This window comes from Synechocystis sp. PCC 6714, from assembly GCF_000478825.2.
In the GTDB taxonomy this organism is placed as follows: Bacteria; Cyanobacteriota; Cyanobacteriia; order Cyanobacteriales; family Microcystaceae; genus Synechocystis.
Map to the genome: position 1 here is coordinate 2,538,846 of NZ_CP007542.1, position 13,953 is coordinate 2,552,798.

A 13,953-nucleotide genomic window follows, 5' to 3' on the forward strand; every position below is an offset into this window, starting at 1 on the left:
CCCATAGAGCTAAACCAAAATTTTGCGGGGGTAGCATAAAGCCAGTGCCGGTCAATGCGACAATGGGAGGTTACGTCCCCAAATTGCCTTGGTAATGAGTCTGAATTGGATTAGTCGCGCCGATCGCCTACAAGCCTTACCCCCCTATGTTTTTGCCCGTCTGGATGAATTGAAAGCCAAGGCCAGGGAACAGGGCCTGGATTTGATTGACCTGGGCATGGGCAACCCCGATGGCAAAGCCCCCCAACCGATTATTGAAGCGGCGATCGCCGAGTTGGAAAACCCAGAATCCCACGGTTATCCTCCCTTTGAGGGCACCCAAAGTTTTCGTCAGAGCATCACTCGCTGGTACGCCCGTCAGTACGGGGTAGATTTAGACCCCGATTCCGAAGCCTTACCCTTGATTGGATCCAAAGAGGGTCTGGGTCATTTAGCCCTAGCCTACGTTAACCCAGGGGATTTGGTCTTAGTGCCTACCCCTTCCTACCCGGCCCATTTTCGGGGGCCCCTAATTGCCGGGGCAAAAATTTACCCCATTATGCTATCGGCAAAGGATAACTGGTTAATTCAACTGGATCAAATTCCCGAGGCGATCGCCCGACAAGCGAAGATACTCTACTTTAACTATCCCAATAACCCCACCACCGCCACTGCCCCCAGGGAATTTTACGAAGCCATCACCGATTGGGCCCGCCATTACCAAATCATGTTGGTCCATGACCTCTGCTATGCAGAGTTAGCCTTTGATGGTTATCAGCCCACCAGTTTATTGGAAATACCTGGAGCTAAGGACTTTAGTGTGGAATTCCATACCCTTTCTAAAACCTATAACATGGCCGGTTGGCGGGTAGGATTTGTGGTGGGTAACCAAGAAATTATCCAAGGTCTAAGAACTTTAAAAACTAACCTAGATTACGGTATTTTCCGGGTGGTACAAAAAGCGGCGGAAACAGCCCTGAGCTTGCCAGAAAGTTACATTGAAATAGTTAGAAAACGTTACCAAGAACGGCGAGATTTTGTCATCAATGGTTTAAGTAAATTGGGCTGGTCCATTACCCCGTCCCAAGCCACCATGTACCTTTGGGTTCCCTGTCCGGTGGGTATGGGTTCCACGGATTTTGCCCTAACAGTTTTGGAAAAAACCGGTGTGGTGATGACCCCCGGTAATGCCTTTGGAGAAGCAGGGGAAGGTTACGTCCGCTTAAGTTTAATTGCCGATGGCGATCGCCTGGGGCAAGCATTACAGCGCATTGAGCAGGCGGGCATTCGTTATAGTTAGTGGATTACTAGTCAATTCTCCCTGGGGAGTCAAGTAGATGGTTTTAGCCCCCCCCAAAGTGTCAACCCTTTCCTTGGAATCCTTCTTGGCCCTGCCGGAAACAAAACCCGCCCAGGAATATTGCCGGGGCATTGTTACCCAGAAACCCATGCCCAAAGGTAAACACAGCACTATCCAGTTCGAGTTAGCAGCGGCCGTCAATGCCCAAGTTAAACCCAGCAAAATTGCTTATGCTTTGCCAGAACTGCGTTGTACCTTTGGTGATCGTTCCATTGTGCCGGACATTGCCGTGATCCGTTGGCAAAATTTACCCCTAGATAGCGATGGTGAAATAGCAGACCGATTTGATCGTGCCCCGGATTGGCTCATAGAAATTCTTTCTCCGGATCAGTCGGTCACTCTGGTGATGGAAAAAATCATTTTTTCTCTCAAGGCCGGCACGGAATTAGCGTGGTTAGTGGATCCCATGGCCAAATCGATTACCGTTTTTACCGCTGGTTTGCCCCAGGTTTATCTAGCCCAGAGTGAAATTCAAGAATCACTGACGGTGTTTGCCGACCTTGAAAATTGGTCTATTACCGCCGCTGAAGTTTTTGAATGGTTAAAAATCTAACTTATTCAGTTCCAAAAGCTGTAACGATGTCGTCACTGTTTTATCCATTGTTTAAAACCTTTTTGGTTCTTATAATTACCCTTATCTCGATTATTGCCTTAGATGGAAAGGCGATCGCCGGAGAGATGGTGGTGCAATGGCAAGGGAATACCGGCTATCAGGTCCAAGCCAAAGCTACCTATCCAGATAATTTGCATGAAGAGCCAGGGACAATGGTGGAAGTCATGGGCAGGCAAAAAGCTAAAAACCTGAGCAAGCTTGAGGTGACAGTAAGCGATGCCCAAGGGAAAATCCTAGCTGCTTACAATAACATCAACCAGGATAATCAGGGTGAAAATAACTTCCTACAATTCCATTTTGATCTCGTCAATCAACGGTTAAAAGGTTGGCTTGATATCGGTGGAGTTGGGCCCAGTGATTATTTTTTAAAGGGACAGCCAGGGGCAAGTTTAGCTCTTTTCCGTCTGGACGAATATGGTAATGAATCTAAGCTTGACCATAACAGTGGTGCCATTATTGTTAGCTTGCTAGGGTCAAGTTAACCCAGGCGGCAAAGTTTCTCCGCAAATTAAATGAATCTCCTTAATACGCTCAAATAACCAGGGTACGGATTGTTGATATTCAGGTAAAAGCGCCAAGGGACTGAGCAAAGCAGCTGCCGTCAGATCAGCCACCGTTAAATGATTGCCACAAAGATATTCTTCGTCTTGCCAAATGCCAAGTACTTGGAAGGCCAGTTCTAGTCTTTGCTTAGCTAATGCAACGGTGGTCGGATTTATGTTGTACTGACGACGAACAATTTTAATCACCAGCTGACTAGTGAATGATGGATCGATGGCCTTGCCCTCCCCCGCCCGGTAATCATAGTACACAAACCGGGTAGCTGTGCCAATACTTTCATCTAACCAATCTTCCAACCACTCCGCCTTCAATCTCTGCTCAGGATCGAGGGGAAATAAACGGCGATCTGGGGAAATTTTTTCTAGAAAACGAAAAATTGCACTGGAATCGCTGATATATTCAGGCTTTCCAGGCATTTCTGGACAGAGCACCGGCACAGTAGTTGTGCCCGTTAAAGGCCGGAGTTGCAGGGCATGAAGACCAGGGGTTAAATTTTTCACCCGATAATCAATACCCTGATAACCCAAAGCCAGTCTTGCTTTGCGGCAATAGTGGGAAGTACTAAATTGAAGCAACAACATCCTAGGTGGCCAACGTCCGACGCTTCATGGTCATTTCGTAGGCTTCGATGATATCTCCCTCCTTCCACTCATTGAATTTACTACAGCCAATACCGCATTCATAGCCAGCATTGACTTCCCGTGCATCCTCCTTGATCCGCTTGAGGGAATCGATGTTGCCTTCAAAGACCACTTGATCGCCCCGGCGTACCCGTAGATTGCGGTTCCGGATAATTTTGCCCGACTGGACATAACAACCGGCAATGTTGCCCCGACCAACGGGGAATACCGCGCGCACTTCTGCTGTACCGAGGGAAGACTCAATTTCTTCGGGATCCAAGAGACCTTCCATGGCCCCCTGGATATCATCCAAGAGTTTGTAGATGATGTCGTATTCCCGAATATCTACCCCTTCCCGGTCTGCTGCTTGGCGAGCTCCCGTGGCCAAGGTCGTGTTGAAGCCGATAATAATTGCTCCACTGGCGGCGGCCAAATCCACATCGGTTTCCGTGACTTCCCCAGGGGAAGCAAGAAGTACCCGGATCTGTACCTCGCCTTGGGGTAACTGTTCCAAAGCCCCCAAAATTGCCCCCACGGAACCTTGCACATCTGCTTTGAGGATGATGTTGAGTTCCTTGAGTTCCCCTTCCTGGGCCTGGGCGGAAATACTGCTGAGGGTAACTTTACGGGAGGACATGGCCTGTTGCAGACGGGTTTGACGGTCCTCCATGGCCCGGGCTTCCGCCTGGAGACGGGCATCCTTTTCGTTGGTGAACACTTCAAATTCATCCCCGGCGGCGGGCACATCCCCTAAACCGAGAATTTCGACTGCGAAGGAAGGACTGGCTTCCTCTACCTTGTCGCCGCGGTCGTCAATCATGGCCCGGATTTTACCGTACACAGCCCCCACCACAATGGCATCCCCAACCCGTAGGGTACCGTTCTGGATTAGTAGAGTGGCCACAGGGCCCCGGGTCCGGTCTAGGTTGGCCTCAATCACGGTGCCTTTGGCCTGACGGTTGGGATTAGCAACCAGTTCTTCCACTTCCGATACGAGCAGAATCATTTCCAGCAAGCCGTCTAAGTTATCACCGTTGAGGGCACTAACGGGCACCATAATGGTGTCTCCACCCCATTCCTCGGCTAATAAACCGAGTTCTGACAACTCCTGTTTAATGCGATCGGGATTAGCTTCAGGTTTATCGACCTTGTTAATAGCTACAATTAGCGGCACCCCAGCGGCCTTAGCATGGCTGATGGCTTCCCTCGTTTGGGGTTGAACACCATCGTCGGCGGCCACAACTAAAATGGCAATATCCGTAACTTTGGCTCCCCGGGCCCGCATGGCGGTAAAGGCTTCGTGGCCAGGGGTGTCAAGGAAGACAATTTGTTCCGTTTTACCGTTGTGCTCCACTTCCACATGGTAAGCACCGATATGCTGGGTAATGCCCCCCGCTTCCCCTTGGGCGACCTTGGTTTTGCGGATGGAGTCCAGCAAAGTAGTTTTACCGTGGTCTACGTGGCCCATGATGGTGACCACAGGGGGACGACGTACTAGGTTATCTAGATCTGCTTCATCGAGCATTTCTGTGGTTTTGGCGGCCGCAGCCACTTTTTCGGGGGTTTCCACCGCCACCTCAAAGGACTCGGCCACCATACGGGCCGTTTCTTCGTCCAGGGTTTGGGTAATTTGTACCGCCACCCCTTTGAGGAAGAGCCGTTTGATAATGTCCGTTTCCGAAACTTTTAGGAGATCCGCCAGATCCCGAACAGTCAAGCTCCGGTTTAACATGATCACTTCTGGTTTTTGCACCACTTCCTTCCGGTCCCGGCGATCGCCACGGCTACGGGAATTACCACCAGGACTACTACCTGCTTCCGACTTGAGGGTGGGTTTTTTAACCTTGGCAACGGTGGGAGCGCTGGGTTTGGCCAAGGATTTTGGTTTGGGGGGACGGGCAATGGAAAGACTGACCAAGGTGGGTTTAGGACCGTTATCTCCTTCCATATCAAGGTCATCGTCATCTTCATCCATTTTAGGACGACGCTTGCCCTTATTCGCTGCCTTGGCCTTATTGGCTTTTTCGTCTTCATCGTCTTCCCATTGATCCGGTTTACCCAGCCGGGGTGGGGTGGGGCGTTTTAACTTCGGCTTGGGTTTTTCGGTGGAGAGTAAGTCACCATCGTCAGTATCACTGTCTCCATCTCCCCCTTTACCTCGACTGAGGGGCGGAAACTCTAGCAATTCAGGTAGATTCTCATCTTCCTCGGGCCTAGGGGGCTTGGGACGGCGCAATTCCACCTTGGGTTTGGGGGGCTCTGGAGCAGCGATCACCACTTTTTCCTCCCGTTCGGCGGAACGGGTTTGGCCCCGATTATCCTTGAGACTGACAATTTCCGGACGATTAGTTTTGGGTTTAGCTGGGGCCGGAGGGGCCGGCTTACTGGGAGCAGGAGTACGACTGGGGGGACCGGCCAAACGAGGGGCTGGAGCCGTTTTCTTGGCCGGCGGAGTGGGGGCCGCAACTTTACTAGGAGGAGCCTGGAGGCTAGGCACCGGGGGAGGAGCTAGAGGGGGAGCAGGGACAGCTTTGGTCGTTTCGTTCAGAGGCTCTTCCTGTTTTGAAGCTTTGGGGGCTGGTGCCTTGGCCACGACGGCTTGGGGAGGAGTGGGGGCCTTGGGAGCCTGCAGTTTGGGTCGGGGAGGAGGGGTGGGACGGGCTGGGACAGAAGCGCCGGGTTTTTCCTGCTTGTGGTGAATAGCCAAAATCTTCTGTTGCTTGGGATCGGATTTATCCTGTTTCGACTCTGACCGGTTGGCCACCCTGGGTTTTTTAGGTTGTTGTGGGGTAAACTTTTGGGCCGCGGCCTTGATCCGATCGGCATCGGATTCACTGATGGTACTGCTATGACTTTTGGCGGCCACATTGAGCCGTTCGCAGATGTCTAAAATATCTCGATTCTCCAGATTTAATTCTTTTGATAGGTCATAAATTCTAACTTTGGCGTTGTTCATCCACTGTCCCCCTGACTAATGATCCATAGATTTAATAAGTGACAAATTGGTTTAGGTGAGTGCAAAGACTAGGTGCACAGGCGGAGCACTAACTCTTTCCAGGGGGCTCGTCCCCGGGAACGCTTTGCCGAGTTGCTGATGTTAAGCCGAGATTGTAAATGGTCTTACTCCTAATGCTAACTAACGGTCATGGGTGGGGAAAAGGTTGATGGCATGGCCTCAGGGAGTGGCGAGAAGACGGGCTTCTAGTTGCTCAAAGAGATGGTCGGGCACCGGGGCTCGGAGGGCACGCCCCAAGGTGTTTTTTTGGCGGGCCTTACGCAGACAATCATGGGTCGGACATAAATAAGCCGATCGCCCCATACCGTGATCTAATTGTACAGTTCGGGATGGATAGACTCGGACAATTCGCCAAAATTGTCGGCGATCGCCTACCTTTCGACAACTGAGGCAACGACGGTATCCAGGGGCCATGGTCAAAGGTGGGGAAGAAATGGTTAGAATCAGCACAGAGCTGTCAATGGCAATCCTTCCTAGCTTAACTCTTCTTCCTCCTCCAACTCCGGTTCTGTCCCATGTTCTTCTTGATCAAGCTCATCGGGTTCTTCTTCCATCAAGGCGATCGCCTCTGGGGCTAACTCCAGATCTTCAGCTTCCTCGGTTGCTAAAGCGGCCATTTCTGCTTCTAACTTAGCCTGGGCCTGCTGTTCCGCAGCCTCCCGTTCCGCCCTAGCCTGGGCCGAAGCCGCCGCCCGTTCAAGAATGGACTGTTCGATGGCTTCCCTATCCCGGGCGTAGGTTTCCGGATCTTTGATGTCGATTTTCCAGCCGGTTAAGCGGGCGGCCAAACGAACGTTTTGACCCTCCTTACCAATGGCCAAACTGAGTTGATCCTCCGCCACAATTACCAGGGCATGGCGTTCTTCCGCATGGATGAGGTAAACCTGATCCACCCTGGCCGGACTGAGGGCCTGGGCAATGTAGGTAGCTGGATCGGGAGACCAACGGATCACATCAATTTTTTCCCCCCGCAACTCATTAACCACCGCATGGATGCGGGAACCCCGGGCCCCAATGCAGGCCCCCACCGGATCCACATCCCGCTCCAGGGTATCCACTGCAATTTTTGTCCGGGGCCCCACCGAAGGGGAAGGGGGTTTTGCTTCCCGGGCCACGGCCACAATGCGAACAATTTCCTCTTCAATTTCCGGCACTTCCACACTGAATAAATCCACCACTAAGCCCGCCGCCGCCCGGGAGACCACCAACTGGGGCCCCCGTTGGGAACCTTCCCGTACCCGTTTGAGATAAACCCGAAAGGTGGAGTTGGCCCGGTAATTATCGTTGGGGAGCTGTTCCCGCTTGGGTAATTCTGCTTCCACCTCCGGTTGGCCAAAACTACTCTGCACCGCCACAATGATGGACTGCCGTTCAAACCTTAGGGCCCGGGCATTGAGCACGGTGCCTTCTAGGTCTTGGAATTCTTCTTGGATGATTTTCCGCTGTTGATCCCGCAGTTTTTGCAGCAGCACCTGTTTAGTTTGAATGGCGGCCATGCGACCGAAGTCCTTCTGCTCTGGAGTCACATCCAGTACCACTTCGTCCCCCAGCTGAGCTTCCTGGGCCACTTCCAGCACTTCTTTGAGAGAAATCTGTTGGTCGGAATTTTCCACTTCTTCAACAATACGCTTGGTGGAAAGCACCCGAAAACCTTCCTCTTCGGTGTCTAATTCCACTTCAAAATTGTTGAAATACTCTTCGGGGAATTGGTGACCCATTAACTGCGATCGCCGAAAACGTTCATAGCCCTTTAATAAAGCTTCCCGTAGGGCTTCCTCCACCGCCGTGGTGGGGAGATTATTACGCTTACTAATTTCGGTAATCATGGCCGGGAGCCCCGGTAAACTGACAAGAGACATGGAAAATCCTCCAAAATATTTGCGATAAAGCTCTACATCATCCCCTGGGTTAGGTTGGCTTGATGTGGAGCCCCAATCCCTAGGGCAATCGCACCGTCAACCCCACGGTCACAGGAATGGTTACAGTCCTTCCCTTAATGCTCAGATAGACTGCTTCTCCATCTCGTCCCTGTAAACTTCCCTGCCACTGACTCTGACCCTGGTGGGGTTCATCACTGCTCACCACCACTTCAAACCCTTTGAAAGCAATAAAATCTCGCTCCGTCACGAGGTATGGAGAAACACCTGGGCTAGAAACTTCCAGCACATAGGCGCTGGTAATCAAGGTGCTTTGCTCCAACCGAGCGTCAAAGCTCCGACTAAAGGCTTCGCAGTCGTTTAAGCTTGTGTCCTGCCGGAGATTACGGACATCAATCCGCAACACCGGTGGACGTTTATTGGTTTGAAACACCGCATCCATCACCTCCAGCCCAAGATCCTCAGCAATGGGCTGTGCTAATGCAAGAATTTCGGGAATTACGGGATGGGTCATTGAATACAATTGGGCATAAAAAAAGCGGGGGACACCCACTTCTGGAAAAAAGTCCAAGATTGGGGCAGACCGCACCGTTGCGTATCTACTCGGATCTAGTCTAGCAAATCTTCGTGGCCATCAGAGTGAATCTCCGCAACCACTTGCTTGGCCCCCTAGTCCCTTTTGCCGGTGACGATGTAAGAAACCCTTTGGGCAATATTGGTGGCATGGTCGGCCATTCTTTCCAGATGGCGAATCACCAGGGCCATGAGCAAAATTGGTTCCACTACGCCTTTGATGTCCCGCTGAAAGGCGAGGGTTTTGTAAAGACGATCGTAGGCATCGTCCACCACGTCGTCCATTTTTTTGACAATTTCCCCGGCGTTGGGGTCTAGTTGGGTCAGGCAAACGAGGCTTTGATCGAGCATATGTTGGGCCTGCCAGGCCATGGCGGCAATTTCGTCCATACAGGGATGGGGGGGGTAACGGGTTAATTTCATCGCTATTTCCCCTAAGTCCTGGGCATAGTCGCCAATTCTCTCTAAATCCCGCACCAGTTGCATAATGGCACTGAGTAGGCGTAAATCCTGGGCTACAGGAGCCTGGAGGGTGAGAAAACTGGCACATTCCTGCTCGATATGGCGGTATAGGCGATCGATTTCCTTTTCTAGCTCAGCAATTTTGAGGGGGGTTTCTAGCCTATTCTCAAACAGGGCCTGGTGGCTCATGCGAAAAGATTCTTCCACTAAAGCGCCCATGCGGAGTACGTCTTGTTCTACCCGCTTGAGGGCTTGCTCAAAATAACTACGTTCGGGGTTGTTAATCTGTTGGGATAAGCTGGCGGCCATGGTGTTGGGGTAATGGGGAAAGGAATCGACTGAGCAGACCATTTGGGACTATTTACGGGTATGGGAAAAGACTGGAATGCCAAAATCAACCGTTAATTTCAAATTCAATTACCAAGCCATTGCTGGACTAGCTCCTCCGTTGAGAATTGGTGTGTTTATTTTACTGTTGGCCATTGCTTGGTTGCCGTTCTTGGTTTCCCTTTCTCTGGCGATCGCCGACGCCAATTTGCGTTCCATTGTGGTGATGGGGGTTTTATTTTTAATTTTCCTCATCCTGCTAATTTTTTGGAGCCACTGGTGTTATCGAACGCCATTGTCTTTAAAAGCCTATGCAGTTTACGGTCTGGTCTGGAACCGCCGTCAGGGAGTGGAGTTACTGCGAGGACTGGTGCTTGGTTTTAGTTTTACCTTCGGTTTATTCATCATCCAGGGGTTGTTGGGCTGGGCGGTGCTGGAACCCTCGGGCGATCGCCTTTGGCTAATTATTTGGCAGGGGAGCCTAACGGGGTTGGGGGTGGCCCTGGCGGAAGAACTATTTTTCCGGGGTTGGTTGCTGAAGGAGTTGGAACAGGGTTACGGCAACAAAATTTCCCTAGCCAGTAATGCCGTTATTTTTGCTGGGCTTCATTTCCTTAAGCCTCTGGGGGAAGTAATTCGTACTCTGCCCCAATTTCCGGCCCTGGTGTTGTTGGGTTTGAGTCTGGTAGTTACTAAACGCCGCCACGGCGATCGCCTGGGCCATTGCATCGGCCTCCATGGGGGCATGGTCTGGGCTTATTACATTGTCAATGTGGGGCAATTGGTCAGTTATACGGAAAAAGTGCCGGCTTGGGTAACGGGCATTGATCGCAATCCCCTTTCCGGAGTGATGGGCATAGCTGGTTTATGCCTCTTACTTTGGCTAGTAAACCAAGGGGAAAAGCCCCGGCTTAAACGGCTGGGCTTCTAACACTGGTAACAAATTGCCTTAGCTTCAGTAAGCTCAGGGTCTGGCCCAAATTTAAGGGCAATGGGGAAATGCCTTCCAAACGGGATTGTATCCAACCGTCCCCCCAGTACCACTCATGGAAGCCGTCGATAGCTCCACTGAGTAGTAAGCGCAAATGATCTTCCCCTACCCGATCCACCGTTTGGGTCAGCTTGGCATAACCAATGCCCGTGTGGAGTATAACATCGGGGGCTAAGCGTTCTGGTAAACCTTCCCCCAGGGGCAGGGGCGCCAACCATTGCCGCAGTTGGGGAATTTTGATCAAGCTATCTCGAATTATCGGTGCCGTTGCTTCCACTTCAATGCGGAGTTGGCTTTGTTGGAAATTTCCCAGCATGGCGAGTGTGAGTTCAGTGCAATGAAAGGACAAAACTGTCCCTAGCTTAACGGGAAATTCTCTTGAGGCAAGGGATCAATGCTTTCTAGCCACAATATATTCGGCGATCGCCTGGAGGGGTTGGGCCGATGTGCCAAAGGATTCAAGATTGGCAATGGCTTCGTCGATCAGACTTTGGGCTTGGGTCCGGGAAGCATCTAAACCAAGCAGGCTGGGATAGGTGGCCTTTTGAGATCTCAGATCTTTACCAGCGGTTTTGCCTAATTCCTCCTTGGTAGCGGTGATGTCGAGGATGTCATCCACCACCTGGAAAGCTAAACCGATATTTTGGGCGTAACGGGACAATTTTTGCTGTTGTTCTCCACTGGCCCTGGCCAAAATAGCTCCAGTCAGTACAGATGCTTCTAGTAATGCTCCGGTTTTATGGGTATGGATAAAAGTTAAGGTTTCCGGGGTGATGTCAGTGCGCCCTTCGGATTCTAAATCCAACACTTGCCCCCCCACTAAACCGGCGGCCCCCACGGTGCGGCCCAGACGGGCAATGACCTGCAGTAAAGCTTGGGGATCGGCTTGGGGGGTATGGGTCACCACGTATTCAAATGCATAAGCCAGTAGTCCATCTCCGGCCAAAATGGCAATATCTTCCCCATAAACTTTGTGATTGGTGGGTTTCCCCCGGCGGAAATCGTCGTTATCCATGGAGGGCAAATCATCATGGATAAGGGACATGGTGTGGATCATCTCCAGAGCACAGGCCGTGGGCAGGGCCAGGGCTTCATCCCCACCACAGAGTTCACAGGCCGCAATACATAAAATAGGGCGTAATCGTTTTCCCCCCGCTAAAAGGGAATAGCGCATGGCTTCGTAAATCTTTTCCGGTCTGGCGATCGCCAGGGAACTATCCAGGGCTGCCTCGACCACCGCTTTTTTAACTTGTAAATATTGGGCTAAATCAAAGTCGGTTCGGGTTTGTTGGGCAACCATACTGTCACTGAATACTGAATAACGGTGTTGAAAACTAGCCGGGGGTAACGGCTATGGGCCATTTTACAGGGCAGGGTGATGGAAAAACCTAGGATAGGGAACGAATCGCCTCCAAAAGGCCCCGGGCTTTATTAAGGGTTTCTTCATACTCCTTTTGAGGGTCAGAGTCCGCCACAATACCCGCTCCAGCCTGCACTGATACCCGATGGAAACCGTCCGCCTGCTCCTGCACCACCATGGTACGAATGGCGATCGCCGTATTTAACTGGCCTTCAAAATCATAGTACCCATAGACCCCAGAGTAGGGGCCCCGCCGCTCTGGTTCCAGTTCGTTGATAATTTCCATGGCCCGGATTTTGGGCGCGCCACTGACGGTGCCGGCGGGAAAACAGGCTTTAAGCAAATCCCAGGCGGTTTTATCCGGTGCCAATTCCCCAATGACGTTGCTGACTATGTGCATGACGTGGGAATAACGTTCAATCACCATCAACTCGTTCACCTTAACCGAGCCTTGGATGCAAACCCGCCCCAAATCATTGCGACCCAAATCTACCAACATGACGTGTTCGGCAATTTCTTTGGGATCGTTGAGCAATTCTTTGGCTAACTGTTCATCCTCTTGGTGGGTTTTGCCCCTGGGTCTGGTGCCGGCAATGGGGCGTACCGTGGCCATTAATTTGCCATCCGGTTGGCGATCGGCCTTGACCATCACCTCTGGGCTAGAGCCAATAATTTGCCAATGGCCAAAGTTGTAGTAGGCCATGTAGGGGGAAGGATTAATCAGTCGTAGAGAACGGTAGAGCTTGAAAGGATCATCCTGGTAAATGGTGGAAAGTCTTTGGGAGAGCACCACCTGGAAAATATCCCCCGCTGTGATGTAATCCTTGGCGATCGCCACTTCTTCTAAAAATTTTTCTTGCTCGGTATTACTGCTATAGTTCAGTTCCTTATTCTCAAGTTGGGTTTTAGTCAGCAGTTCTAGGGGGGTAGCTTCCGGGGGTAAAGGCAATTGTAGTTGCAGGACCAATTTAGTTACCTGTTGGCAAGCATTGCGATAGGCCGCCTCCAAATCCACATCTTCCCCCCGCAAATCCGCAAAGGCGATCGCCCAAATTTTGCGTTTGACCTGGTCAAAAATAAGAAGATGATCCACCTGCATCCAAATGCCATCGGGTAGATCCGGATCTTTAGGTTCATAGACTGGCACCCGATTTTCCATCCAACGGATCAACTCATAGCCCCAAACCCCAAACAAACCACCAATGCCCGGAGGTAGTTCCGGTAAATTCACCGGGCGGATCGACTCCAAGCACTGGGCCAAAGTATCGAGGGGATTACCCCGAAAGGTTTCCGTTTGCCCATTGCGTAAAACTTGAGTAGTTTCCTCACCCCTGGCTTCTAGTACCCACATGGGGTCACAACCAAGAAAACTATAGCGGCCAATACTTTCCCCCCCTTCCACCGACTCCAGGAGAAAATTGTAGGGTTGGGCAGAGCAAACCTTATACCAGGCGGACACCGGCGTTTCTAAATCCGCCACCCATTCTTGATACACCGGAATAAAATTACCGTGTTGGGCGAGTTCAGTGAAGTGAGAAAACCCAGGGGAGATCATAAAACCTTTGCCAACAGTGAAAGAGCGAACTGTCAAAGGTGTCGTGGTGCCTTCAACAAATTCGCCCGTTAGTTAAACTTCTGCCAATTGTGCAAGTTCCGCAAGCAAGTATCGCCAGGAACTAAACCTCGTAGGGGGCCTTACCGGAGAACTTGATGGTTACAGGTTCTGGGTTTTGACCAATACGGCGGGATTTCGTACCTTGGGCTTCCCGACCTTCGTTGACTTTTTCAGGGAAAACGCCATCGGCGGGGTGGAGGTATTGCACTTCACCACTGGGATAGACCCGGTAAATTTTGTAATCTTGAATTTTGGGTTTAAATTTTGTCCGTAACTGGGTCCCCAGGGCCAAACACTGTTCTTTGCGGGCTAGATAAAGGAGATTTTCCCCTTGGTTCATAATTGCCGCGCCGCCGGTGGGCATTTCAAACACTTGTTCAGAGGCGCTGGTCCAGGTGATGGCATATTTTTCTTCCCGGTCGGCTTTGGAGAGAAGACCACCAGTGCTGCCACCGAATTTAGGCGGTTGTCCAGAGAGTTCTGTCATAGGGATGAAAATGGAATTTCATAAGGTATTTTAGGGAATCCTACCACTGACCTACGGTTACCATCTGGGTTTGTCAAGAACTGTAACATTTCATCAAGCTTTATGCCGTGGC

14 protein-coding genes are annotated in these 13,953 nt (G+C 51.2%); 4 read left to right on the plus strand and 10 right to left on the minus strand.

What is annotated here, in order from left to right; translation table 11 throughout:
* Window positions 1-94 precede the first annotated feature (94 nt).
* The 3 genes from D082_RS11640 to D082_RS11650 are packed head-to-tail and all read left to right on the plus strand — an operon-like array spanning window position 95 to window position 2,434.
* Window positions 95-1,279, plus strand: a complete 1,185-nt coding sequence (locus tag D082_RS11640) for an aspartate aminotransferase (protein ID WP_028947481.1) — start codon at window positions 95-97, stop codon at window positions 1,277-1,279.
* A gap of 37 nt (window positions 1,280-1,316) precedes the next feature.
* Window positions 1,317-1,892: a Uma2 family endonuclease gene (locus D082_RS11645; RefSeq protein WP_028947480.1), complete on the plus strand. Its 576-nt coding sequence runs from the start codon at window positions 1,317-1,319 to the stop codon at window positions 1,890-1,892.
* Complete coding sequence (locus tag D082_RS11650; RefSeq protein WP_051738833.1) at window positions 1,877-2,434, plus strand: hypothetical protein; 558 nt, start codon at window positions 1,877-1,879, stop codon at window positions 2,432-2,434. Before D082_RS11645 ends, D082_RS11650 begins: the two co-directional genes overlap by 16 nt.
* On the opposite strand, the gene D082_RS11655 is transcribed toward D082_RS11650, so the two are convergent.
* The 6 genes from D082_RS11655 to phoU form a co-directional block, all read right to left on the minus strand.
* Complete coding sequence (locus D082_RS11655; protein WP_028947478.1) at window positions 2,426-3,094, minus strand: glutathione S-transferase family protein; 669 nt, start codon at window positions 3,092-3,094, stop codon at window positions 2,426-2,428. The genes D082_RS11650 and D082_RS11655 overlap by 9 nt on opposite strands.
* A gap of 1 nt (window position 3,095) precedes the next feature.
* Window positions 3,096-6,089, minus strand: coding sequence for a translation initiation factor IF-2 (gene infB / locus D082_RS11660; RefSeq protein ID WP_028947477.1), 2,994 nt, complete (start codon window positions 6,087-6,089; stop codon window positions 3,096-3,098).
* 219 nt (window positions 6,090-6,308) lie between these two features.
* Window positions 6,309-6,563 (minus strand): YlxR family protein, encoded by a 255-nt coding sequence (locus D082_RS11665; protein ID WP_028947476.1) that lies wholly within the window; start codon window positions 6,561-6,563, stop codon window positions 6,309-6,311.
* 59 nt (window positions 6,564-6,622) lie between these two features.
* Window positions 6,623-8,008: a transcription termination factor NusA gene (gene nusA, locus D082_RS11670; RefSeq protein ID WP_028947475.1), complete on the minus strand. Its 1,386-nt coding sequence runs from the start codon at window positions 8,006-8,008 to the stop codon at window positions 6,623-6,625.
* A 79-nt stretch (window positions 8,009-8,087) separates the two neighbouring features.
* A complete protein-coding gene (rimP, locus tag D082_RS11675; protein WP_028947474.1) occupies window positions 8,088-8,540 on the minus strand; it encodes a ribosome maturation factor RimP in 453 nt (150 codons plus the stop codon).
* A 155-nt stretch (window positions 8,541-8,695) separates the two neighbouring features.
* Entirely contained in the window at window positions 8,696-9,370 is a 675-nt protein-coding gene (gene phoU / locus D082_RS11680; protein ID WP_028947473.1) for a phosphate signaling complex protein PhoU, read from the minus strand.
* A gap of 76 nt (window positions 9,371-9,446) precedes the next feature.
* Between phoU and D082_RS11685 the strand changes: the two genes are divergently transcribed.
* Window positions 9,447-10,319, plus strand: a complete 873-nt coding sequence (locus D082_RS11685) for a CPBP family intramembrane glutamic endopeptidase (RefSeq protein ID WP_028947472.1) — start codon at window positions 9,447-9,449, stop codon at window positions 10,317-10,319.
* On the opposite strand, the gene D082_RS11690 is transcribed toward D082_RS11685, so the two are convergent.
* From D082_RS11690 to D082_RS11705, 4 genes are all read right to left on the minus strand, one after another.
* Window positions 10,300-10,695, minus strand: coding sequence for a hypothetical protein (locus D082_RS11690; RefSeq protein ID WP_028947471.1), 396 nt, complete (start codon window positions 10,693-10,695; stop codon window positions 10,300-10,302). The two genes, D082_RS11685 and D082_RS11690, sit on opposite strands and share 20 nt — an antisense overlap.
* A 75-nt stretch (window positions 10,696-10,770) precedes the next feature.
* Complete coding sequence (gene crtE, locus D082_RS11695; protein ID WP_028947470.1) at window positions 10,771-11,679, minus strand: geranylgeranyl diphosphate synthase CrtE; 909 nt, start codon at window positions 11,677-11,679, stop codon at window positions 10,771-10,773.
* A gap of 88 nt (window positions 11,680-11,767) precedes the next feature.
* On the minus strand, window positions 11,768-13,294 hold the full coding sequence (trpE, locus tag D082_RS11700) for an anthranilate synthase component I (protein WP_028947469.1): 1,527 nt from the start codon (window positions 13,292-13,294) through the stop codon (window positions 11,768-11,770).
* A 121-nt stretch (window positions 13,295-13,415) separates the two neighbouring features.
* Window positions 13,416-13,841, minus strand: a complete 426-nt coding sequence (locus D082_RS11705) for a photosystem I reaction center subunit II PsaD (RefSeq protein WP_028947468.1) — start codon at window positions 13,839-13,841, stop codon at window positions 13,416-13,418.
* Window positions 13,842-13,953 lie beyond the last annotated feature (112 nt).

Coding starts and splice junctions, on each gene's coding strand:
- D082_RS11640 (WP_028947481.1), top strand. CDS start 95: ATGAGTCTGAATTGGATTAGTCGCGCCGATCGCCTACAAGCCTTACCC.
- D082_RS11645 (WP_028947480.1), top strand. CDS start 1,317: ATGGTTTTAGCCCCCCCCAAAGTGTCAACCCTTTCCTTGGAATCCTTC.
- D082_RS11650 (WP_051738833.1), top strand. CDS start 1,877: ATGGTTAAAAATCTAACTTATTCAGTTCCAAAAGCTGTAACGATGTCG.
- D082_RS11655 (WP_028947478.1), bottom strand. CDS start 3,094: ATGTTGTTGCTTCAATTTAGTACTTCCCACTATTGCCGCAAAGCAAGA.
- infB (WP_028947477.1), bottom strand. CDS start 6,089: ATGAACAACGCCAAAGTTAGAATTTATGACCTATCAAAAGAATTAAAT.
- D082_RS11665 (WP_028947476.1), bottom strand. CDS start 6,563: ATGGCCCCTGGATACCGTCGTTGCCTCAGTTGTCGAAAGGTAGGCGAT.
- nusA (WP_028947475.1), bottom strand. CDS start 8,008: ATGTCTCTTGTCAGTTTACCGGGGCTCCCGGCCATGATTACCGAAATT.
- rimP (WP_028947474.1), bottom strand. CDS start 8,540: ATGACCCATCCCGTAATTCCCGAAATTCTTGCATTAGCACAGCCCATT.
- phoU (WP_028947473.1), bottom strand. CDS start 9,370: ATGGCCGCCAGCTTATCCCAACAGATTAACAACCCCGAACGTAGTTAT.
- D082_RS11685 (WP_028947472.1), top strand. CDS start 9,447: ATGCCAAAATCAACCGTTAATTTCAAATTCAATTACCAAGCCATTGCT.
- D082_RS11690 (WP_028947471.1), bottom strand. CDS start 10,695: ATGCTGGGAAATTTCCAACAAAGCCAACTCCGCATTGAAGTGGAAGCA.
- crtE (WP_028947470.1), bottom strand. CDS start 11,679: ATGGTTGCCCAACAAACCCGAACCGACTTTGATTTAGCCCAATATTTA.
- trpE (WP_028947469.1), bottom strand. CDS start 13,294: ATGATCTCCCCTGGGTTTTCTCACTTCACTGAACTCGCCCAACACGGT.
- D082_RS11705 (WP_028947468.1), bottom strand. CDS start 13,841: ATGACAGAACTCTCTGGACAACCGCCTAAATTCGGTGGCAGCACTGGT.